Source organism: Gemmatimonadaceae bacterium (assembly GCA_016720905.1).
GTDB lineage: Bacteria > Gemmatimonadota > Gemmatimonadetes > Gemmatimonadales > Gemmatimonadaceae > Gemmatimonas.
On record JADKJT010000014.1, the window covers coordinates 48766 to 71245 of the forward strand.

A 22480-nucleotide genomic window follows, 5' to 3' on the forward strand; every position below is an offset into this window, starting at 1 on the left:
GATCGCTGACGACACACTCACGGCTTGGCCGTCTTCCCCGCGGCCAGCTCCCCTTTCAGCGCGGCAATCGCCGTCAACGCCTGCATCGGTGTCATGTTGTCCGGCTCAAGCGCCGTTACGGCATCAGCGAGACGCGTCATGGCCGGATCAGCGGGCGGTGCGGCGTCGCCAAAGAATCCCAGCTGCGCGGTGGGCATACCAGGTCGCACCATGTGCGGTCCACGGCGCGTGGCACTGCGTGGCGCCGCATGCGTTTCAGTGGTCAGGCGCGCCGCCATTTGCTCGCCTTCGCCTTCCAGCAACGCCAGCACTTCCTTGGCACGGGCAATCACCGCCGCCGGCAAGCCCGCCAATCGACCCACCTCGATGCCATAACTGCGGTCGGCTCCCCCGGGGATCAGCTTGTGCAGGAACAACACCTGATCGCCCACCTCGCGCACCGCCACTGTGAAGTTGCGCACCGCCGGCAGTTCGTTGGCCAGTTGGGTCAATTCATGATAGTGCGTGGCGAACACGGTCTTGCAGCCAATCGCATCGTGCAGATGTTCGCTCACACTCCACGCGATGGATACGCCATCATACGTACTGGTCCCACGACCGATTTCATCCAGCAACACCAACGACCGCGCCGTCGCGGTGTGCAGGATGGCGCTCGTTTCGCTCATCTCCACCATGAAGGTGCTTTGGCCGCGCACCAGGTTGTCGCTGGCGCCCACGCGCGTGAACAGGCGGTCCACCACCGGCAGTCGCGCGTGACGCGCCGGCACATACGCGCCCACCTGCGCCAGCAGTTGAATCAGGCCGATCTGCCGCAAAATCGTGCTCTTGCCGGCCATATTGGGTCCGGTCAGCACGATCAGTCGCGCGCCCTCGGTCAGCACGAGATCATTGGGAATGAACTTCTCGCGCGCCATCATGCGCTCAACCACGGGATGCCGACCCGCCGTGATTTCCAGATCGAAGTCATCATGCAAGTCGGGACGCGTGTACTGCTCGCGTTCGGCCACGTCCGCAAAGGCGCCCAGCACATCGATCGTCGCCACGCGTCGCGCCACGGCTTGCCAGCGGGCAATCGCCTGCCCCGCTTCACGACGCAACGCTTCAAACAGTTCGCGTTCGCGCGTCTCGATGCGATCAGCCGCCGTGAGCACCTTCTCCTCGTACGACTTGAGCGCTGGCGTCACATATCGTTCGGCACCGGTCAACGTCTGGCGACGCTGATAGTCGTCGGGCACCAGATGCTTGTTGGCGTTCGAGATTTCCAGGTAGTACCCGAACACGCGGTTGAATCCCACCTTGAGTGACGAAATGCCGGTGCGGGCGCGCTCGTCTGCCTGAATCGTGGCAATCGCGTCCTTTCCGCCATCACGCAGCGCGCGCAACTCGTCCAGCTCGCCGTCGATACCCGGCGCAATGGTGTCTTCATCGCCAATCGTCAGCGGCGGGCGCTCCACCAGCATGTGCGTCAATCGTTCCGCGCAGTCTGCTCCGTCGTCCCACTCGGCCAACAACTGCGCCAACACACCGCCCGTGGTGGTGCTATCGCGTATGCTATCGCGTATGCTATCGCGTACATGATCCCGCACGCCACGCGCTGCCTGCGCCACGCGTGGTAGGCGCGCCAACGAATCACCCAGCGCGCGCAATTCACGTGGTGTCGCCCGACCCGCCGCCGCCTTGCTGGCCAGACGGTCGATGTCGCGCACACCGTCCAACGCCTCGCGCAGTGAAGCGCGCCCCACCGCGTCACGCACCAGCACCGTCACGGCGTCCAGGCGCTGTTCGATGGCCGCACGGTCCATGAGCGGTGCCAGCAACCACTGTCGCAGTAACCGTTGACCCATCGGCGTGACCGTGCGGTCGAGCACCGACAGCAGCGTACCGGCCACCTCGCCGCCGCGCAGTGATTCCACCAACTCGAGATTGCGACGCGTCATTTCATCCAGCGGCATCACGCCACCGGGCCGCTCCACGATCGGTCGCGCCAGATGCGGCAATCCACTGGGCTGCAATTCACGCAGATACCGCAACAGCGCGCCGGCCGCGCCGATGGCCGCACCATCGCTCGCGCCCAGCCCGAAGCCATCCAGTCCGCGCACGTCGAACTGTCGCGTGAGTTCATCGGCCGCCATCTGCGCGTCGAACTCCCAGGGTTCGCGCTCCGTCACCAGTGCCCGATCAGCCACCAGTAACGCACGGGCCATGGTTTCATCAGAGCCACCACGCACCACCAGCAACTCACGCGGCGCAAGCCGAGCCAATACGGCCGGTGCATCCGACGCGGACACGATGGCCAGTCGCAATTCGCCGGTGGACAAGTCGGCGGCGGCAATGCCGATGTGCGCGCGATCGCCATCCCGCGCCGTGTCGCGCCCGGTGGCAATGGCGCACACGTAGTTCGCCCGCGCGCCATCCAGCAAGTCGTCGGCAAAGACGGCGCCCGGCGTGATCGTTTCAATCACTTCGCGCTTCACCAGCCCTTTCGCGAGCTTCGGATCTTCCACTTGCTCGCAAACCGCCACGCGATGTCCCTGTCCAACCAGCCGACGGAGATACTCCGCTGCCGCCTTGACGGGAATTCCGGCCAGCGGCACTTCGGCCGCCCCGCCGTTGTTGCGCGCGGTCAGCGTGAGCCCCAGTACGCGCGACGCCGTTTCCGCGTCGTCGTAGAACATCTCGTAGAAATCGCCCATGCGGAAAAACAGGATCGCGTCCTGATGACGCGCCTTGATCTCCCGGTACTGCTGCATCAGCGGCGTCGCCGCACCACTCATCGACCGAGCTCCGCCACGAAACCGCGCTGCCCCTGTTTCTTGAGACGCGTCAGCATCGCGGCCGCCTCCGCGCGCGTCTCATAGCGTCCCACGCGCACGCGAAATGGTTTCCGCTCGCCATCCACCCGCGCCTTCACGCCGCGCGTCGCGAGGCGCTTCACCAATGCCGTGGCTTGCGCGCGCGTGTCGTAGGCCGCCAACTGCACACTGAAAACGGTGGCTGCGGAGACGGCCGCTGCCGGCGCTGGCGTCGTAACGGCCGGTGTCGGCACTGCAACGCCGTTGGCTGTCCCGCCCGCCGCGGTCGCTGCCGCTGCTGCACATCGCAGCTGCAAATCGTTCGCCTGCAACCGCAGCTCCCCTTCGGGAATTGTTACACCGCGCAACGCGGTCACTGACTCGCACGCATGCAGAATATCCCGTTCTTCGAAATAGCTGCGCACCACTTGGATCATCGCCTTCGGTCGCTGCGGCGACTCGGAGAAATCCCGCAGGATCCGTTCGTAGTGGGCGCGTGCCACCGCCGGTCGCCCGCGCAGGATTTCCAGCTCCCCCAGTCTCAGCAATGCTTCCGGAACGCGCGGCGACAATGGCGCATCCACCACCAGGCGCTTCCAGTCGCGTTCGCCGTCGGCCACCCGTTCGCTCAGCACGGCGCGCCAGTAGAGGGCTTCCGCCATGTCATCCGAGGAGGGGTCGGTGTGCGCCACCAATGAGTCAAGCAGCGTGCGCGCCTTCGCACCGTCACCAGCATCCATCAGGCCTCGCGCGCGACCTACTGCCGACGTGACACCAGCCGACGTCTGTGCCCGCACCACTCCGGCGCTCACCAGCAGCCATACGAGACACACCAGCGACGGACGCAGCGCGCGGCGTATCACGCCGCACTCCGGCGACGGGTGCGCAGCGCGCACAACGACAACACCAGCGACATCATCGTCTGTTCGGCATTCGACACCGTGGTCTCCTTGAGGGCGATGTCCGCTTCCAGCAACAACGCCAGCGCGCGCGCACACGCTGCGGCACTCCACTGGTCGGTCACCTTGGTCCACGCGGAAGCCGCCTCGCCCCACGGGCGTCCCGGATAGCCACCGGCTTCTTTCAGGAACGCGAAATATTCCGTCGGCAAACGATTGGTGGGTGTACCCGCGTCGCGACGGGCCCGGCCAAAGGCCAGGGCAAACGCCTGCGTGCTGAGCATCATCACCACTTGCACCGCCGTCACTTTCGGTTGCCCGAGCACGTGCGACACCAGCGTGATCGCCGCCGCGGCATCCTGTCGGGCCACGGCATCCAGCAAATCGGTGACGGTTTCACCACGACGCACGCCGACCACGGCGGTGACCGCGTCGGCATCGATGACGGGAGGTGCCTCCGTCGAAATCCCGGTGTCACGGTGATCGCGCTCGTGCGCCCCCAACGCATAGCTCGCGCACTTGTCGAGTTCTGCGGCCAGCAGCTGCAGATCGTTGCCCACTGCCTGCTGCAGCAGTTCGCCGGCATCCTCGCTGATGCCAACCGACAGCGTGGTCGACGCATGATGCGAAATCCATTTGCGCACGCGCTCCGGTGTCAACGGTGCGAACTCCAGCGCGGTTGACGCACCGAGCAGCGCCGCGTCGGGCTTGGTTCCGGCCAGGCTGGTGAGCACCAGCAACGTGTCGCTGGCCGGGCGGGCGAGATACCGATCGAGTTGCCCGCGCGCCGCCTTCTTGAGCGCCGTCACGTCGCGCAACACCACGGCGCGTCGCTCGGCCAGCATCGGCGGCGTGGCCAGCAGACTGCTCACCGATTCCGCGTCCAGATCGCCACCACGGCGAATCTCGCAGTTGAAATCGCGGGTGGACGGATCGATGGCGGCGTCCAGCAGATCCCGCACCGCGACGTCCTTCAGGTAGTCATCGTCGCCGTACAGGTAATACACGGGTGCGAATGTCCGCGACTGAATGGCGGCTAAGACCGTGCGCTGCGGGGAGGCTTCACGGGACGTGGTCGAACGCTCGGCGCGGGGCGGCATGACCTAAGATACGTTGTCCGGCACCATCACCGGAACGCATGAACCGCAGGACTACGGCCGACCGTCCAGCATCATCGAGTAATCGACATTCACGAACGGTGACGGCATTTCGTCGATCAGCACCGCCGCCGGCCAGATCGGACTCCCGGTCGCCATGGCCTGAAGTAACGCCGGGGACACATACCGGATTTCCGGGCGAACCGGTTCGGTGGCTATCACTGGCTCCATGGCGATCAACGGGGCCTCCTCCGGCAGGGCACCGCGCCACACCAGTACGCCGATCACGGCACTGGCGGCAATCGCCACCATCATGCGGGGCGAGCGCCATCCGGACTGGTATCCCGGGAACGGCATCAGCTCGATATCGCGGCGGCGATCGGCCGCTCGGCGATCCGATCCCGCCCGTGCATCCGGCGCACTCTCCTGTGCGACGCGCTCCTGACGGCATTCCGCCAGCCGCGCCTGCAACCGCTCCTGAAACCCCGTCGACGGCTCAATAGAGGGCATGCTCCGAGCCACCATCAGGGATCGACGGACCATCGTGTCATGAGCCGCACATCGGTCGCAAGCGAGGATGTGGCGCTGGGCAGCGGCCATCTGGTCGCCTGACAGCGTATCGTCGAGATACGACAGGTGATGTTTGCGGAAATTGCGACAGTCCATCGGAGCCACCAACTGCGTCATCGGTTCTGGTTCGGGACGTACGTGCCTGACAGGGAAGTCCCGCGAGGCTCGCACGGCAGGATACCCGCTGGGGGGAACGCGGTTCCTGCGATCGCTTACAGTACCGATACGCGCAACCCCCCGCCGAGGCAATCCCGGCGAGGGGTTTTCCGACTTCTGGGATGCTCGCCGTATCTGGCGAGACCCGGGGCCGCCTAGCGGACCAGTGGCGCGATGATATCCGCGAAGGCTGTCCGCGCGCGGTTGAGGCGCGACTTCACCGTACCCAGATTCACGCCGGTAATCTCGGCGATCTCCTCGTACGACTTGCCTTCCAACTCCCGCAGCACGAACACTTCGCGATGATGCGACGGTAGTTGGGAGACCGACTGCTCGACCATTTCCCGCAGGTGTCGCTTGCGGAACAGGTCGTCGGGGCGGGTATGCACGTCCTCGAACTGCAGCGGCCGCTCGTCGTCCTCGAACTTCGCCTTGATGGTCTGGAAGAGTACGAGCGGATTGCGCGACCGATTGCGCAGCTCGTTCTTCGCCAGATTCGAGGCGATCGTGTAGATCCAGGTCGAGAACTTCTTCGAGCGATCGAATCGACCGATGTGTCGATAGACGCGGATGAAGACTTCCTGTACCAGGTCCTCCGCGCGGTCGCGGTCGCCGATGGTGCGGTACACGAAGTTCAGCAGCCGCCCCTGATACCGGTCGACCAGCTCTTCAAACGCACGTTCCTCACCACCGAGGAACGCGGACACCACCTCGCCGTCGTCCAGTGAGCGCAGGTGCTCGCGCACTGACACGGACTGGGTGAGCGGGGTTGTGAGCGTACGAGCAAGTTCGGCCATCAGTCGAGCCCTCCTCCTGCAGTGACGTGAACCAAGGTCCACGGCGTCAGCGAAAGTGTCACCGGTCGTTCCGGCAGCTCATCTCGCCACGCTCCCACCTATCAGGCACGCCTCGTGCCGCGGGGAACCCCACGGAACTCTTTGGAACCAAATTCTCCAAATACTTACGGAGAAAGGGCTTACGAGTTCCGTGCCGCTCGTCACCATCTACGACGCTCAACCGGTTTTGGATTGTGTTCCCGGAAAGTGGACACTCTTCGAGGACACTACCCTAGCCGCAAGCGAGCTCAGCCGAGTCGAAATCCAGCCGCGTAGAGCAAAGCCAGCGCCGTTTTGGCATCCTGGATTTCGCCCTGTTCAATCATGGACAGTGCCCGTGACAGCTTGGTTGGCACCAACTCCATGAATTCGTCGGCTTCCCGGTGTGATTCTCCGGCCGTAAGCCCCGTGGCGAGAAAAAGGTGGATCTTCTCGTCGGTGAAGCCCGGCGTCGTGTACATGGTGAACAAGTGTTCGACACGTTCAGCACGGTATCCGGTTTCCTCGGACAGTTCGCGATGCGCGCATTGCAATGGGGATTCCCCGGCGTCCAATCGGCCTGCCGGGATTTCATAAAGATAACCGTCCGCGGCGTAGCGGTACTGGCGTATCAACAAGACCTGCGGGTCATCGGCGTCCGCATCCAGCAAGGGCACCACGGCACTTGCGCCCGGGTGCCGGACCATCTCCAGAGAGCCGATAGAGCCATCGGGAAAACGGACCTCGTCGATATCCAGGGAAATCACGCGTCCCTGATAGGCGCGGGTGCTGGATACCTGACCTGGCCCGGTCACCGCCCCGCCTTCTTGGTCACCCGCTTCTTCACTTTGGTGGCGCGCCGCTCGGCCACGTGAGGATGCCCCAGCGAGCTCTTCTTGGCCGTCTTCTTCCGAGGCTTCCGCGGCTTGGGCACATCGTCGCCGGCCAACCACTTCCTGACGGTCGATTTCAGGTAGCGCGGTACCAGCAGAATCGTACCGCGGCACTTGGCAGCGCCACAGCGACAGGCGTAGTAGCGAATGTCTTCCGGCTCGAAGTCGTCCTGCCATTCGAAGCGATAGTCGTAGACGAGCTCCGTCTCCGGCTTGATCGGCTTGATGGCCTTGATCCAGACGCGGTCGTTCTCGATCACCGACTCGCAGTTCGGATCACACGCGTGATTCAGAAAGCGCGCGTCGCTCCCGCCATAGCGCGCGTCCAGCACGATGTCGTCATCGAGCACGAACAGAAAGGTGTGATGACGTCCGTTGTTGTCGTCGTACCGACGATCGGCCTCTTCGTGGGAAATGCGCTGGCCGATGTATTCGTCCACGCGCTGACCGGTGCGAATGGGACGGAGGGCAAACGCGCCGCGTCCTTGAATGCGGGAACGACGCACTTCGTACAGGGGCTGGGATTTCTTGACGCTACGGCTGGTCTTCTTCGCGGGCACTGGATGCGGATAAGGGGGCAGACAGATCAGGAATGGCTGGCCGACGGCTCGACCGGAACGTCCGTCGCTACGTCCGGCTCGGACGGATCGTACACGGTCACGGGTCCAACGCCAAGCGCGGCCAGCGACTCGCGGATGGCGCCCGCATCGCCCACCACCACCGCCTGCAGTCGTGTCGGATCGAGATGCGTGTTTGCCACTCGCAGCACATCGTCCGCCGTCACCGCGCGCACCCGATCGCGATAGGTGTCGAAGTAGTCGCCGGGTAGTCCGAAAATTTCCACGTTGGCCAACCCGCCGGCCACGGCGGCCGTCGACTCGAAGCGAATCGGGAAAACGCCAATCAGGTAACTCGTCGCCAACGACAGCTCCGCCTCGGTGACCGGCGCTTCACGAATACGCGTGAACTCCGTCATGATTTCACGCAGGGCATCGGCCGTCACGGCGGTTTCCACGGCGGTCGAGATCTCGAACGGACTCGCTGCGCGTCGCCAGTCGAACGCCGAATGCGCGCCGTAGGTGTACGCGTGCTCCTCGCGCAGGTTGAGATTGAGCCGGGACGAGAACAACCCCCCGAGAATCGCGTTCATCACCACCAACGGGAAGTAGTCCTCGTGCGAGCGCGGCACGGCCACATGACCCACGCGCAACTCCGACTGCGGCGCGTCGGCCTTGTGGACAATATGGACGCGCGCATTGTCAAAGCGTTGGCTATCGACGGGTTCCGACGCCGGCGCGGCCGCACCGCTCCAGTCACCAAAGCACCGCGACGTCTGGCGCACCGCTTCGTCAACCGTGATGTCTCCGGCGATGATCAACGCCGTGGCACTCGGCCGGTAGAACGCCGCGTGATACGCGGTGATACGGTCGCGGGTCACGCGCGCAATGCTGGCCTCATCGCCACCCGCCAGTCGCGCAAAGCGCGAGGCCGGGGCGTACAACAATCGCGAGAAGAACACGTCGGCCAACCCGCGGGGTTCCGCGCGCAACTGCGCCAGATCGGAGAGTCGTTCGGCGCGCAACCGTTCAAGTTCGTGCTCTGGGAACGCCGGTTCGCGCAGCACCTCGGCCAACACCGAGAATCCGTCATCCACCCGTGACGCGAGTGCCGTCAGTTGCACAATCGCCGAATCCCAATCGGCCCCCGTGTCGAGCGTGCTGCCCAGCATCTCCAGCCGCTGCGCCAACTCCAGCGACGACATGGTGCGCGTGCCTTCGTTGAGCGCGCGCGTGGCCAGTTGGGCAACGCCCTCGCAATTTCTCGGATCGCGCGTGGCACCAGCCTCGATGACGGCCAGAATCGTCACCACCGGATAGGCGTGAATGGGCGCCACCAGAATGCGCAGCCCGTTCGGGAGCACGCGCGATTCGAAGTGCGGAAAGCGATACGGGCGCGGCGTGCCGGGGCCGGGACGGGACGGGGCGGGCGGCAGTGCAGGGGACTTCATGAGTTCGGCGTTCACGCGATCACCGCAGCGTCAGCAACCGCCAAATCCGCATCAACATCGTCAACCGGAGCCGGCAGGTACAACAGCACGGCCCGATTGTCGGGCCCCAGTCGCTCGCGTGTCAGCCTGGACACATCAGCGGCGGTGACCGCCTGATAGCGAGCCACTTGATCGTTGGCGAGACTCGGGTCGCCAAAATAGGTCGCGAACCGCGACAACTGATCGGCGCGCTCGGCCGCAGACTGCAATCCGGTCACGAAACTCGTCTCGATCAGCGCGCGCGCGCGCGCGACTTCTGTTTCGGTGACCCCGTGCTCGTGAATGCGATCGAGTTCCGCCAACACGGCCGCCTCGAGTTGCTCGGCCGACACGTCACCATGGGCGGTGGCATCGACAATCAGCAGGTCGCTGCCCTTGGCCAGATCATACGTGAACGCGCTGGCCTGCGACGCCACCCGTTGTGTGCGCACCAATGACTGCTCCAACCGACTGCCGGTGCGAAGTCCCAGAATTGCCGACGCCAGGCTGGCCGCGTAGTAGCCGTCACTGCCGAAGACGGGCGTGCGGCAGGCCACGAACAGTCGGGGCAGCGCCACCGCGTCGGTCACCACCTCGCGAAGCGTCGTTCCAAAGGTGGCCGACACTGTCATGTCCCGCAGCGGGGGGCGCGGCGCGCCTTGCGGGATGGGGCCGAAATACGCATCAACCAAACGGATCGCCTCGGCCCGATCGAGATCGCCGGCAATGGTCAACACCGCGTTGTCCGGGGTGTAATACGTGCGGAAGAAGTCGGCCACATCCTCCAGGGACGCGTCCGACAGGTGTTCCATCGAACCGATCAGCGAGTGATGGAAGGGGTGCTGCTCGGGAAAACAGAGCGCCGGCAGTTTTTCCCACCAGGTGCCGTACGGCTGGTTATCCACCGACCAGCGCCGTTCGTTTTTCACCACATCGCGTTGGGTATCCAGCTTCTGCTGTGTCAATCCGGGGAGGAAGCGCCCCATCCGATCGGCTTCCAGCCAGAGGGCCAGGGCCAGTTGGTTGGAAGGCAGCGTTTCGTAATAGTTGGTCCGATCCAGCCAGGTCGACCCGTTCAGCGTGCCGCCGGCACGCTGCACCAGTTCGAAGTGTTCGTTGGCTGCCACCTGTTCCGATCCCTGAAACAGCATATGTTCGAACAGGTGGGCAAAGCCGGTCCGCTCCAGCCGTTCATTGGCCGAGCCGACGTGGTACCACAGGTTGACCGCAACGATGGGTGCCGTGTGATCTTTCGAGAGCACCACGTGCAGGCCATTCGGGAGGCGGTAGCTCTCGACGGGAATGCGCATCAGACAATATTGGTAGCCAACGCAGCAAAGCGGTAACCCTAGGGCTTCGCGTTCTTTCCTTTGACTTTCTCCGGAATGCTTCGAACGAGTTCTCACAGCATGGCGTTTCGCTTTGTCCGCGGGATGGCGATGGCGTTCGCCCTGCAAGCGTGCGGTGGTGGTGATGGTCCGCCAGTGCCCACCACGTTCAGCCCAACGGGAGGCAGCACGCTGCAAGTCAACGGCGTGGTCGCCACGCTCGCGGTGCCCGAACCCAAGGTGCAGATCCTTGACGCCAAGGGCGTTGGCATCAAGGGACTGCGCGTGCGCTGGCGCGTGGGCACCAACAGCGGCGTGGTCATCACCGACTCCTCGCTTACCGACGCGTCGGGTGTCGCGTTGTCCAGTGGATGGAGTTTCGGCACCGTCACGGGTACGCAAACACTCACCGCCTCGGCCGACGGCGTGCCGTTAGTCACATTTACCGCGCAAGTGGGACCCGGACCGGCGGCCAGTCTTATCCGCGTCGGGCCAAGCACCCAGGACGCGACCGTCAACACGAACGTGGCGCAGCCGCCGTCAACGCGAGCCGAAGACGCATTCGGCAATGTGGTGCCCGGCGTGCCCATTCTGTTCATCGTGGCCTCCGGCGGTGGCACCATCACCGGAGAACAGCAAACCACCAATCAAAGTGGCGTTGCCACGGCAGGTTCGTGGAAGCTGGGCACCGGCATCGGCCAGCAGATTGCCCGCGCGACATCAGCCACTGCCTCGCCGGCCGGTTTTGTCGCCACGGCGCTGGCCGGCCCGCCTGCGGATCTGGTGAAGGCCGCAGGAGACAATCAGGAAGGCGTGAGTGGTGTGGCTATTGGCACACCGCCAGGTGTGCGCGTGGTCGATGCATTCAACAATCCGGTCGGGAATATCCCCGTGACGTTCACCCCGAACGCCAACTCCGGAACCGTCTCCAACGCCACGGTGCTTACCGATCCGGCCAGTGGCACGGCCTTCGTCGGCAGTTGGGTGCTGGGCAGCGCGCCAACGCAATCATTGGTGGCCACCAGTTCGTCCATCCCCGCCAAGTCTGTCACGTTCACCGCCACCGCGGTCGAGACGGCATTCGACATCGATGTGCGATTCGTCGGTGACGGTGGCACGCCGCAAGTGCGACAGGCATTCATCGCGGCCGCGTCCAAATGGCGGCGGGTGATTGTCGGTCATGTGCACAACGTGGCGATTTCACGCCCGGCGGGCACCTGTGTGTCGTGGGCGCCAGCCATCAGCGAAACCGTCAACGACGTGGTGATCTTCGCGCGCATTGGCGCCATTGATGGCGCCGGTCAGATTCTCGCGCGGGCCGGACCGTGTATCTACAGCACGGTCGATAACCTGCCGATCACGGGCATCATGGAGTTCGACGAGGCCGACCTCACGAACGTATTGGCCAACGGCACCTTTGGCGATGTCGTGTTGCATGAGATGGGGCACGTGCTTGGTGTCGGCACGTTCTGGACGGTGGGTCGTTCATTGTTGACTGATGCGGGGACCGCCGCGCCGTATTTCACCGGCGCCTCCGCGCGGGCCGCGTTTGCCGCCATCAATACAGTGACGTTCTCCGGCAATCCAGTGCCGGTGGAAGGCAACCAGTATCCGGTTGGCACCCGTGACGCCCACTGGCGCGAAAACGTGTTCGGCCGCGAACTCATGCAGGGCTTCGCGAAAGTCGGCGGGATGCCGTTGAGCCGGGTCACCGCCGCGTCGATGCAGGATCTCGGATACCTCGTCAACATGAACGCGGCCGATCCTTATTCCATTTCATCGCCGATTCTGCAGGGATTTCCGCCGTCGGGATTCGAGACGCCGGCGCTGTTCAACGACGAACTGCGTTCGGAGTTGCTTGGCGTTGACAAGGACGGTCGCGTGGTCAAGGTGATTCCGCGACGTACACCGTAACTGCATCGGCCGTGAACGTGAACGCGCCGCGCTTCGTGCTGAAGCGCGGCGCGTTTGTCTTCGACGTTTCACCCCTCCGCCACCGGCTCCTCACTGTGCCCGGTGACATACAACCACAGCAGCTTCGCCACATCGGCCGGCAGGGCAAACGATTCGCGCAACACATACTCCAGCGCGATCGAGCGATTGGCCGAAATGGGGCTGGTGCGCGTCGGTGACGGCAAGGGCGTGAGTCCGTGCAGGCGCGCCAGCACCTCCAGGCGCAACATATGAAACGGATCACTCACCAGCAGCACCCGCGGGCGCGCCGCCATCGGTGCCCGCACCGAGTCCGCGGTTGACCGCAGCAGTACTGCCGCCCCGTGCATCGACGCCAATGTGGTGCGGCCGGCGCCTTCCAGCAGAATGGCCCGCGTCGGCACCCCGCGGCGCACGGCAAAGCGCCGACCGGCCGCTGCCTCGCTGATCACATCACCGTCGCGTCGGCCACCGGTGAAGATCATGCGCGGCGCGCGCTGCGCATTCCACAGCGCCAGCGCATGATCGAGTCGCGCCCGCAACACAGGTGACGGACGTCCGCTGTACTGTGCCGCGCCGAGCACCACAATGGCGTCGGCATGTTCGGTGCTGCTGCGCGTCGACCAGGCGAGGATGGCGGCCAATACGGCCAGCCACCCCGTCAATGCCACCACGAACAGACGACCCAGGATCCGGCCAAATCGGCGCGGAGAACGGCGGGACATACCGGAAACGTAATGCGGCGGCGTTCGATCTCGCGAATGGTGCGCCAGGGCAGGCGTTACAGCGGCCGCTGTTGCCCGGACTCCGGCGCATCCACGGTAAAACCATCGGCGCGCAACGCGGTGGCGAACGCGTCCTGCGCCGGCGGCTCACCATGCACCAGATGCACACGTGGTGCCCCGCGTCCATTCGACACACCGCCGCTTCGCACCTCACGCAACCAGTGCTGCAATTGCGTGCGATCCCCGTGCGCGCTGTACCCGTTCAGGATCTCCACCTGCGCCTTGAGTTCCACGTCCTCACCCAGTACGCGAATGGTGGGTCGCCGTTCCACGATGCGACGGCCGGTCGTGTGTTCGGCCTGAAAGCCGACAATGAGAATGGTGTTGCGCGGATCGCTGGCGCCGTAGCGCAAGTGATGCAGAATGCGCCCCGATTCCACCATCCCCGACGCGGCGATGATGATCATCGGTCCGCTCTGACTATTGAGCGCTTTCGATTCCTCGACCTTGCGGGTGTACCGCACCAGCGGGAAATCGAACAGGTCGGTGTTGTGCCGCACCAGCGATTCGCTCTGATCGAATGTTTCCGGATGCATGCCGAACACCGCGGTCGCGTCAATCGCCAGTGGCGAATCGATCACAATGGGAATCGATGGGATCTTGCCTTCGCGCAGCAGACCGTGCAGGTCGTACACCAGTTCCTGCGTGCGACCCACGGCAAACGCGGGAATCAGCAACCGACCGCCGCGCGCCGCCGTTTCGCGCACCACGCGCGCCAGATGTTCGCGGGCGTCCAGTACCGACTCATGATCGCGGTCGCCGTAGGTGGATTCACACAAGATCACATCAGCCCCACCGGTGGGCGGCTCGGGATCGCGAATGATGGCCAGCCCCTCGCGCCCGATGTCGCCCGAGAACACCAGACGCCGAAACTCGCCGTTCTCCTTCGCTTCAATCACCACCGACGCCGAGCCCAGAATATGTCCGGCGTCCACGAACTGCGCGCGCACCCCGTCGGTGACCTCGAACCACTTGTGGTAGGGCATCCCCACCATCTGGTCCTGCGTGCGCGTCGCGTCGGCAATGGTGTACAACGGCTCGGCATGCGGACGCCCGCGTCGTTCGAGGAAGTCGGCATCCTTTTCCTGGATGTGCGCGGAGTCGGCCAGCATGATCGCGCACAGATCCCGCGTGGCCGCGGTGGCAAAGATGTCGCCCTTGTAGCCGTGGCCCACCAGAAAGGGCAGGCGGCCCGCGTGATCGATGTGCGCGTGCGACAGCACGATCGCGTCGATCTCGTCGACCGGCAGCGGCAACCGCACGTTCTTCTCGCGGCTCTCCGCCCGGCGCCCCTGAAAGAGGCCGCAGTCGAGGAGGATGGTGCGCGTGCCCACGCGCAGGATGTGACAGGATCCCGTGACTTCGCGCGCGGCACCACTGAATTCAATCTGCACTTCCGCTCCGGAGGTGCCGGAGCGCCGTCAGCTGCCGACCAGCAGCTTCTTCTGCGACTCCAGCTGGGATTCGAGGCGCCCGCACATCAGATCGCACAACTTCATGACACTCTTGTCGGATAACGCATAGTACACGAACAGTCCGTCCTTGCGCCGCTTGACGAAGCCCATCGCATGCAGCACCTGCAGGTGCTTGGAGACATTCGCCTGTCCCAGGCCGGTCTCTTCAACCAGTTCGCTCACCGCCATCTCGCGCGACTGCAACGCATTGAGAATCTGGAGACGCGCCGGTTCGGCCAACGCCTTGAATCGTTCGGCAATCAGTCGAAAGAGTTCGGGCGTCATGTTCATCCGTCCCATCAAGTGTCTCCCAGACGCAGCCAGCGTCGCACGTGCGGTGGTTGGAATGTCACCAATCGGTCCAGCAGCCGGCCCGCATCGGTCTCCATGACCAGCCATTCCTGTGGCGTGCCCCGCAGGAACCCTTCGGCTTCCACGTGCTCCAGCATTGTTACCAGCGACTGCCAATACTGTGCCACATCCAGCAAGCCAACCGGTTTGGTATGCACACCCAGTTGCGCCCAGGTCCATGTCTCAAAGAACTCTTCCAACGTGCCAAGCCCGCCGGGCAAGGCGACGAACGCATCGGCCATTTCGGCCAGCAGTGCCTTGCGCTCATGCATTGAATCCACCACGTGCAGTGCCGTGAGTCCCTGATGGGCGGCTTCGCGTTGCACCAGCGCGTGTGGCATCACCCCGATCACTTCCCCGCCCGCCGCCAGCGCCGCGTCGGCCAGCGCACCCATCAGTCCGGTGCCGCCGCCACCGTATACCAACGCACAGCCGCGCCGTGCGATTTCGGTGCCCATCCGGCGCGCCGAATCCAGATACTCCGGCCGCGCGCCGTCATGGGAGGCACAGTAGACACAGATGCGCTGCAAGGTCGCCGTCATGATCGGAAGCTAATGTCCCTCGCCACTCGACGCCCTATTCGGTGGCCGGTGTGTCGCGCACGAACACCACCGTCACGCGCTGCGCGTCCTGGGTCATCATGGCCGGCGCCCAGCCCATGCGGCTCCGCTCGTTGAGCAGATCGGTCAGCGCGTCCTCGTCCTCACGCACGTGGCGCGTTACGCGCACGATTACCGCCTGATATTCCTTCATCTCGCGAAGGTAGCGTGAGCCACCGGCCGCACGCTACCTTCGCTGGCGAACTCACCCTCTGCACCGCCCGCCCATGTCTGCCGAATCCGCTTCCAGGTTTCCAACGCTTTCCGTTGTCGACCATCCACTGGTCCGGCACAAGTTGACGCTGCTGCGCGACCGGGCCACCTCCACCAAGCAATTCAAGGAGCTGGTGGACGAAATCGCGATGCTGATGGCCTACGAGGCCACCCGCGATCTTGCCCTTGAGCCGATCAGTGTCAACACGCCTCTCGAGTCGGCCACCGGCTGGGCCGTGCGTGGCAAGAAGCTGACATTGGTTCCGATCTTGCGAGCCGGGCTCGGCATGGTCGAAGGCATTCTCCGCCTCATCCCATCCGCCCGCGTGGGACATATCGGGTTGTATCGCGATCACGATACCCTTGAACCCGTCGACTACTACTTCAAGGTGCCGGGCGATGCGAGCGAGCGGGATTTTCTCCTGCTCGACCCGATGCTGGCCACTGGTGGCAGCGCCGCGGCGGCGGTCACATCGCTCAAGCGCGCCGGGGCCACACGCATTCGCTTTCTCTGTCTCGTCGCCGCTCCCGAAGGCGTCGCCCGACTGGCGCGGGAACATCCCGATGTGCCTGTGCTGGCTGCCGGACTCGATCGACAACTCAATGAGCACGGCTACATCCTGCCGGGACTCGGTGACGCCGGCGATCGGCTGTTTGGGACCCGTTAGCCGCGGCCCCACCACCATGGGCCCCTAAGCGAACCACTCCCTCGGCTGGCGTCGCTGCTGGTCGGCGGCATCGATCACCCATGCCTGCGATCCCGCGTCGGTGACCTCATCCGCGACTTTCCCAAACCACAGTGCCGCCTGGGCATCATCGCCAATCCGTCGCCACAGCTCCCCCACCAGATAGGTGAGCACGGCACGCTCCTCGGCCGGCACGCCGCCGAACATCGTCAACGCCTCGGCAAACCGCCACGCGGCCTTTCGACGAAAATAGCGCTCGGCTTCGGAATCCAGTTCGTCCACCGCGCACCAAGCGGCACGCAGATACAGATCCGCCAGGTATCGCGGTTCGCTGCCCTGCCATTCGGCCACTTTGGCCGCATGCTCGTATTTGAGCGATCCCGCCGGCAGTTCACGTTCCAGTGAAGGCGCCAACGATGTCCACACGAATTCCCGCAGCCCTTCGCTTGGTTCGGCTGATTCCCCGAAGTCGCGCTCGACACCCGAAAACCCGCAGTGCGAACACAGATGCACAAAGAACGGCAACGGCTGCATACCCGCGGCGCGCTCGTGGAAATCCGTGCGCTTGCCGCCAAAGCCATTGGTGGCAACGACCGTCTGCGAACGGAAGTCGTTGGCGCAGACCGGACAGGTCAACTCGATCAGATGGAGTGTCGTCATGGGCGGCTACGTGCGGATCAGCGGGTTCCGGCCCGTGGAACGGGCCGTTTCGTTGAGTGTCGGCAGCTTCCCGGCAGGAGTTGAACCACTTTCCGGCGCGGGCTATCTTGCCGCGTCGCTTTCTGCGCGTTTCGTTGTGTGATGCGTATTTCGTTCGGCGAGTGTGATCGACCTGTGATCGCGCCGGCTTCCTGTGGCCCGGGTTGTTGATGTTGATCAACCTCCTCCCTGATTTTCTTGCCGTGCTCAACGCCCCCGATCGCGAGGCGGCGTATCACGCATACTTTGATCGACACCGCGCCCTGCTCACGGCGTATTGGGAGAACTACGTCCTCGAGCCGTCGGGGCCGCATTTCGAAGAGGTGGTGCGCGCCACCGTTTCGGCACCCCGCGAGGACCTGCACGCCCTGTTGGCGCACACCGATGTCGTTGCCTTGGCGCAGCAGGCCGAGCGGCGGGTGCAACAGCTCCTTGAGCCCGATGTCGCTTTCGACGTCGTGTTGATGGTGGGTGTGGGCGCCGCCAACGCCGGCGAACTGGTGGTGGATGGTCGCGGAATCGCGTTCGTGTGCCTCGAGCATTTCACCGGCGTGACCAATCCCGATACGCAGGGACTGGGGCTGGACCCCGAGCTGATTCCGCTATGGCTGGCCCACGAGATCACCCACGTCGTGCGCTATACCTCGCCGTCGTCGCGCAGCGAAATGCGCCATCTCATTGCCGAAGCTGGCGGCTACTACTCGTATTGGGAAACGGGTCGTCACGCGACGCTGCGCGAGCTGCTGGTCAATGAAGGGCTTGCCGTCCAGGTGTCACGGGCCGTGTCGCCAGGCCATGCGGCGTGGGAGTATTTCGGATTTGCGCGGCGTCAGTATTCCCGCATTCGCGAACTGGAGCCGGTGCTCCTTCGCGCCGCCAGCAGCAACTTCGAACACAACGCGCTGGGCTTTCGCCTGCGCTTTCTCATGGGTGGTGTCAGCGACGAAGCGCGCACCGTCGAACGGGTCGTGCTACCCGAACGTGCCGGGTATTTCCTCGGCGCCCGCATGGTCGAACCGGCGGTCAATGCCCGCGGTCTGGCGTGGTCAGTGCGCGCCAGCGCCCACGAACTGGCCATTGCGGCGCAGCCACTGGCAATGGACTTGCCGCGCATGACGGTAGTGAGTTGACTCGGTACTGAGTACCGAGTACCGAGTACCGAGTACTGAGTACTTGGTACTTGGTACTTAGTACTTAGTACTATTTCCCAATACAGAACTCAGCGAATACTCTGTCCAGTACATCCTCGGTGCCAATCGCGCCCACCAGTGCCGACAGCGCGTCGCGTGCCGTCTGTAGATGCACGGCGGCGATTGGGGTAGGGAGCGCGCCGGTACTCCAGCCTTCGATGAACAGCGCCACCTCCTCGCAGGCTTCCCGGAGTCCGCGCTGGTGCCGTTCGCGCGTCACCACCACCTCGTCGTCGGCCGCCCCGTTCTCGGCAGCAAGCGCCACGGCGGCATCAATCCGCTCCAACAGCGCGACCAGCCCTTCGCCCGTTTCTGCGCTTGCGTAGTGCCACGCCGGGTGGCGTGCAATGTGGTCGTCGCTCGCACCGGTCAGGTCGGATTTGGTGTGCACCGGCAGGACCGGGACGGTGGTGAGTGGGCGCACCGCCTCGATGGCCAGTTCGATCTCGTGTGCTGACGCGCCGCAAGCGAGCACCACCTGCGCGCTGGCGAGATAGCGCTCGCTCACTTCGATGCCCAGTCGTTCAAGCGTGTCATTGGTCGCGCGCAGCCCGGCCGTATCCACGAAACGCAGCGGTACAGGTACACGATCGAGCAGCCCGTCGATGGCATCGCGGGTCGTGCCGGCAATGGGGGTCACCAGCGCCCGCGCGTCGCCCAGGAGGGCGTTGAACAACGACGACTTGCCGGCATTCGGTGGCCCGGCAATCACCACCAGCGCGCCGTCGCGCAACAGCGTCGCGCGGGGCCCCGTGGCCAACAGCGCCTCCAGTGCCTGCAGCAGGGCCGTCGACGCCGCCGCAATGCGGGCTGGAGCAATGGGCCCATCGTCTTCTTCGGGGAAATCGATGTCATAGGCCAGGAGTGCTTCCAGCTGAATGACATCGTCGCGCAGCGCGAGTAAGCGCCGCGACAGTCCGCCGTCCAATTGCGCCAGCGCCTGCTGCTGCATCGCCACCGTGCGCGCGTCGATCAGATCGGCAACGGCTTCGGCCTGCAGCACATCCAGTTTGCCATTGACCACCGCGCGGCGCGTAAACTCCCCCGGCAGCGCGAGGCGTGCGCCGGCGGCCACACAGGCCGCCAGAACCATCGTGGACACCACGCGACCACCGTGCGTCGAGAACTCGACCACGTCTTCACCGGTGAACGAGGACGGCGCCGCGAACGCCGTCACCAACGCGTCATCGAGTCGCGCATGGGTAACGGGATGCCGCAACGTGACGCGGGTCGCAACTCGCGGCATCAGGCGGGATGCGCCAAGGGCGCCGGCGATGAAAATCGCCTGCGCCCCGGTCAGGCGAATGATGGCCAGCGCGGCGCGTCCGTCCGCGGTAGCGCGCGCCACGATGGTGTCGGCGCCGCCGGCCAGCAGCGCGGCGCTTCGCGTCACGCCGGTATCACCCCTTCACGACCGGCACCGCGCGTCCGCGTTCCTGCGCGATCAGCCACTGTTGCGGCAACGATGCCAGATTCTGCACCAGATAATACAGGTTGAGGCCCGACGCCATGCTGAAGAAGATGAACAGCATCATCGCCGGCATCATGTACATCATCATCTTCTGTTGTTCATTGGCCTTGACACCCTTCATGCCGATGAACGACAGGATCATTGCGGTGGCCGCCACCAGTACCGGGAGTACGAAGTACGGATCCTTCACCGAAATGTCGGGCAACCACAGGAACGACACGCCGCGGAATTCGATGGTGTTCTGAAACACGAAGAAGAGCGCGAAGAACACCGGCAGCGGAATCAGCATCGGCAGACAGCCGGAGAGCGAGCTGAAGGGACTCATCCCGTGCTCCTTGTACACCCGCATCATTTCGACCTGTAGCTTCTGCGGATCACCCTTGTGCTTGGCCTGGATGGCCTGCAACTCGGGCTGCAGTCGCTGCATGGCCATTGAACTCCGCATGGCCTTCTGGTTGAGCGGCCAGAGAATGAGGCGGACGGCCACACCGAACAACACCAGAATCCACCCGTAGCCGAGTCCCAGCGTCGCCTTCATCCAGAGCAGCAGGCGAATGACGATCGTTGCAAACGGTTGCACCACGCCCTGCAGCCAGCCGCCGTACGGATTCGACGTTTCGAACTCGCGGCCCATCGCCACCAGGCGCTTGAACTCCTGCGGCCCCGCGTACACCTCAAAGGCCGTGGTGCCGTTGGTGAGGGGCAACACGGCGGTCGCTTGGGCGCGTGTTGCCTGCTTCGCGGTACGGACACCACCCGTGACATCCAGTTCGGCAAACGTCTGGCCCGCAGGCATCAGCAGACCAACCAGAAAATATTTGCTCTTGGCGACCGCCCAGGTGAGCGGACCGGAGGCGATCTGCCGTTCACCCGGATCGACCGAGCGAAAGGCGATGCCTTTGGCGTTTCGCTTGTCGGGCTTGTAGGCGTACGACAGGTGCGTGTGATCTTCGGTGGTGTCCGACTCCGACGAATGAAACGATGGCGGCAGATCGACCAGGAGGAACGCGCTGGTCGGCGCATCGGCAATCTCCGCCGCTACGTTTACCCGATAGCTGTCCGGCAGGAACGTGTAGGTGATCGCCACCGCGCGCGCGGCCACCGTCGCATCGTAGCGCACCACGGTCTGGCCGTTGGCGTCCGTGCGGGTGGTGCGAAACGTCTGGCGATCGAGTCGCACCGTATCCCCCGGCACCACCAGACGGAAGGAAAGCAACGGATCACCGGCGTTCGCCAGCTCGGCCGGATCGCCTTTCGTGCGGCCACGATTCGTGAGCGTGGGAAACTGCGTCATCTGCGCGCCAATCAGTGCCGCGCCGCGGTTTGTCGTGCGATACACGGCACGCGTTGTCGTCGTCGCGGTCGTATCGACCGGCAACGCGACCAGCGTATCCGGGACAGACGCCGTCGCGGTCGAGGGTGGGGCGATGGTGGTCGTCGCGATGGCCGCGTTCCCGACCGCCGTTGAGATCCGCGCTGCGGAGGCACTGTCGACTTGCGTCAGTGAATCGGTGGCGACCGGTGCGCTGCCCGGCACCGGTTTGGCCGTCGGAAAGAGAAACTGGCTGACGACGAGTACCATCGCCATCAGGACTACAGCGAGTGCAATGCGGCGAGGTTCCATGATCAGGTCGAGGTCAGCCTCAAGGGACCGGGTCGAATCCGCCGGGCCGGAACGGATGGCAGCGCGCAATGCGTCGCAGCGCCAACCAGCCTCCGCGGAGTGCCCCGTGGCGTTCGAGCGCCTCGATGGCGTACGCAGAGCACGTCGGATAATAGCGGCACGCGCCGCCGAAGATGGGAGACAGCACCAACTGGTAACCGCGCACCGCGAGAATCAAGACAACCCGAGGCACGCGTCCAACAGTCAACGCAGACATGCTCTTTACGGTGTCACCGGCGCCGACGTGTCAGCCCGTGGCGGCAACGTCAGTCGCATCAGACGTTCCGCCGCTTGTCGCATTTCGGCGCGCAGCGCGTCGAAATCACGTTCGTAGGCCGGCGGAATGACCTTGACGACCACGTCCATCACGGGCAGCAGCGGCAACCACTCCAGTCGAACCAACTCGCGCAGCCGGCGCTTCAGCCGATTGCGCGAAACCGCCGTGTGCTTATAGCGCGGAACGACGACGCCCACCCGCGCGGACGCACGAAGGGAAGCGATCGCGCGCACGTCCATCGTGGCGGTGCGCACGCGCTTCCCTTGCTGTCGTACGACGGCGAGCTCGCTTCCGCGCGTCAGTCGTTGCGCGCGCGGAAAGGCCCTTGAGCCGCTGGGCGAATCAGGCGCCAGCGTACTTCGACGGCAACCGCACGGAAATCTGCTTGCGCCCCTTCCGGCGACGGCGGCTGAGAACTTCACGTCCCCACTTCGTCTCCATGCGGGCACGAAACCCGTGCTTGCGGATACGACGGGTATTGCGGGGACGATATGTGGGCTTGCCCATGGTAATTCTCTGGTGTGCGAGGCGCGGTGTGCGTTGTGAGGTGGAGCCTCGTAACATACGCAACGGCATGGCTTTCG

23 protein-coding genes are annotated in these 22480 nt (G+C 64.5%); 3 read left to right on the forward strand and 20 right to left on the reverse strand.

What is annotated here, in order from left to right; all coding sequences use genetic code 11:
• Window positions 1-17: 17 nt before the first annotated feature.
• The 9 genes from mutS to IPP90_12725 form a co-directional block, all read right to left on the reverse strand.
• The gene (gene mutS / locus IPP90_12685; protein ID MBL0171564.1) at window positions 18-2774 is read right to left on the reverse strand and encodes a DNA mismatch repair protein MutS; all 2757 of its coding nucleotides are present in this window, start codon (window positions 2772-2774) and stop codon (window positions 18-20) included.
• Entirely contained in the window at window positions 2771-3655 is an 885-nt protein-coding gene (locus IPP90_12690; protein ID MBL0171565.1) for an SPOR domain-containing protein, read from the reverse strand. Before IPP90_12690 ends, mutS begins: the two co-directional genes overlap by 4 nt.
• Entirely contained in the window at window positions 3652-4791 is a 1140-nt protein-coding gene (holA, locus tag IPP90_12695; GenBank protein MBL0171566.1) for a DNA polymerase III subunit delta, read from the reverse strand. Before holA ends, IPP90_12690 begins: the two co-directional genes overlap by 4 nt.
• A 51-nt stretch (window positions 4792-4842) precedes the next feature.
• Window positions 4843-5475 (reverse strand): hypothetical protein, encoded by a 633-nt coding sequence (locus tag IPP90_12700; GenBank protein ID MBL0171567.1) that lies wholly within the window; start codon window positions 5473-5475, stop codon window positions 4843-4845.
• 194 nt (window positions 5476-5669) lie between these two features.
• Entirely contained in the window at window positions 5670-6311 is a 642-nt protein-coding gene (locus tag IPP90_12705; protein MBL0171568.1) for a sigma-70 family RNA polymerase sigma factor, read from the reverse strand.
• A gap of 287 nt (window positions 6312-6598) precedes the next feature.
• A complete protein-coding gene (locus tag IPP90_12710; protein MBL0171569.1) occupies window positions 6599-7036 on the reverse strand; it encodes an NUDIX hydrolase in 438 nt (145 codons plus the stop codon).
• 104 nt (window positions 7037-7140) lie between these two features.
• A complete protein-coding gene (locus tag IPP90_12715; protein MBL0171570.1) occupies window positions 7141-7728 on the reverse strand; it encodes an SET domain-containing protein-lysine N-methyltransferase in 588 nt (195 codons plus the stop codon).
• An 80-nt stretch (window positions 7729-7808) separates the two neighbouring features.
• The gene (locus tag IPP90_12720) at window positions 7809-9245 is read right to left on the reverse strand and encodes an insulinase family protein (protein ID MBL0171571.1); all 1437 of its coding nucleotides are present in this window, start codon (window positions 9243-9245) and stop codon (window positions 7809-7811) included.
• Window positions 9242-10558, reverse strand: coding sequence for an insulinase family protein (locus IPP90_12725; protein ID MBL0171572.1), 1317 nt, complete (start codon window positions 10556-10558; stop codon window positions 9242-9244). Before IPP90_12725 ends, IPP90_12720 begins: the two co-directional genes overlap by 4 nt.
• Window positions 10559-10657: 99 nt before the next feature.
• On the opposite strand from IPP90_12725, the gene IPP90_12730 reads away from it, so the two are divergent.
• Complete coding sequence (locus IPP90_12730; GenBank protein ID MBL0171573.1) at window positions 10658-12490, forward strand: Ig-like domain-containing protein; 1833 nt, start codon at window positions 10658-10660, stop codon at window positions 12488-12490.
• A gap of 68 nt (window positions 12491-12558) precedes the next feature.
• On the opposite strand, the gene IPP90_12735 is transcribed toward IPP90_12730, so the two are convergent.
• Genes IPP90_12735 through IPP90_12755 form a run of 5 tightly spaced genes read right to left on the reverse strand, consistent with a single transcriptional unit; the run spans window position 12559 to window position 15851 of the window.
• Window positions 12559-13233, reverse strand: coding sequence for a YdcF family protein (locus IPP90_12735; GenBank protein ID MBL0171574.1), 675 nt, complete (start codon window positions 13231-13233; stop codon window positions 12559-12561).
• Window positions 13234-13289: 56 nt separating this feature from the next.
• The gene (locus tag IPP90_12740) at window positions 13290-14687 is read right to left on the reverse strand and encodes an MBL fold metallo-hydrolase (GenBank protein MBL0171575.1); all 1398 of its coding nucleotides are present in this window, start codon (window positions 14685-14687) and stop codon (window positions 13290-13292) included.
• Window positions 14688-14714: 27 nt separating this feature from the next.
• Window positions 14715-15038, reverse strand: coding sequence for a winged helix-turn-helix transcriptional regulator (locus tag IPP90_12745; GenBank protein ID MBL0171576.1), 324 nt, complete (start codon window positions 15036-15038; stop codon window positions 14715-14717).
• An 8-nt stretch (window positions 15039-15046) separates the two neighbouring features.
• Window positions 15047-15640: a TIGR00730 family Rossman fold protein gene (locus tag IPP90_12750; protein ID MBL0171577.1), complete on the reverse strand. Its 594-nt coding sequence runs from the start codon at window positions 15638-15640 to the stop codon at window positions 15047-15049.
• 34 nt (window positions 15641-15674) lie between these two features.
• The gene (locus IPP90_12755; protein ID MBL0171578.1) at window positions 15675-15851 is read right to left on the reverse strand and encodes a hypothetical protein; all 177 of its coding nucleotides are present in this window, start codon (window positions 15849-15851) and stop codon (window positions 15675-15677) included.
• Window positions 15852-15924: 73 nt separating this feature from the next.
• Between IPP90_12755 and upp the strand changes: the two genes are divergently transcribed.
• Window positions 15925-16578 carry a uracil phosphoribosyltransferase gene (gene upp / locus IPP90_12760; protein MBL0171579.1) on the forward strand — a complete coding sequence of 218 codons (654 nt, stop codon included), beginning with the start codon at window positions 15925-15927 and terminating at the stop codon, window positions 16576-16578.
• A gap of 24 nt (window positions 16579-16602) precedes the next feature.
• On the opposite strand, the gene IPP90_12765 is transcribed toward upp, so the two are convergent.
• Window positions 16603-17256, reverse strand: a complete 654-nt coding sequence (locus IPP90_12765; protein ID MBL0171580.1) for a DUF2225 domain-containing protein — start codon at window positions 17254-17256, stop codon at window positions 16603-16605.
• 209 nt (window positions 17257-17465) lie between these two features.
• On the opposite strand from IPP90_12765, the gene IPP90_12770 reads away from it, so the two are divergent.
• Complete coding sequence (locus tag IPP90_12770) at window positions 17466-18425, forward strand: hypothetical protein (GenBank protein MBL0171581.1); 960 nt, start codon at window positions 17466-17468, stop codon at window positions 18423-18425.
• 70 nt (window positions 18426-18495) lie between these two features.
• Here the strand turns inward: IPP90_12770 and mnmE are convergent, their stop codons facing one another.
• Genes mnmE through rpmH form a run of 5 tightly spaced genes read right to left on the reverse strand, consistent with a single transcriptional unit; the run spans window position 18496 to window position 22403 of the window.
• On the reverse strand, window positions 18496-19878 hold the full coding sequence (gene mnmE / locus IPP90_12775) for a tRNA uridine-5-carboxymethylaminomethyl(34) synthesis GTPase MnmE (GenBank protein ID MBL0171582.1): 1383 nt from the start codon (window positions 19876-19878) through the stop codon (window positions 18496-18498).
• Window positions 19879-19885: 7 nt separating this feature from the next.
• Window positions 19886-21580: a membrane protein insertase YidC gene (gene yidC, locus IPP90_12780; GenBank protein MBL0171583.1), complete on the reverse strand. Its 1695-nt coding sequence runs from the start codon at window positions 21578-21580 to the stop codon at window positions 19886-19888.
• A gap of 19 nt (window positions 21581-21599) precedes the next feature.
• Window positions 21600-21836 carry a membrane protein insertion efficiency factor YidD gene (yidD, locus tag IPP90_12785; GenBank protein MBL0171584.1) on the reverse strand — a complete coding sequence of 79 codons (237 nt, stop codon included), beginning with the start codon at window positions 21834-21836 and terminating at the stop codon, window positions 21600-21602.
• Window positions 21837-21841: 5 nt separating this feature from the next.
• Window positions 21842-22318 (reverse strand): ribonuclease P protein component, encoded by a 477-nt coding sequence (rnpA, locus tag IPP90_12790; protein MBL0171585.1) that lies wholly within the window; start codon window positions 22316-22318, stop codon window positions 21842-21844.
• A complete protein-coding gene (gene rpmH / locus IPP90_12795; protein MBL0171586.1) occupies window positions 22239-22403 on the reverse strand; it encodes a 50S ribosomal protein L34 in 165 nt (54 codons plus the stop codon). Before rpmH ends, rnpA begins: the two co-directional genes overlap by 80 nt.
• Window positions 22404-22480 lie beyond the last annotated feature (77 nt).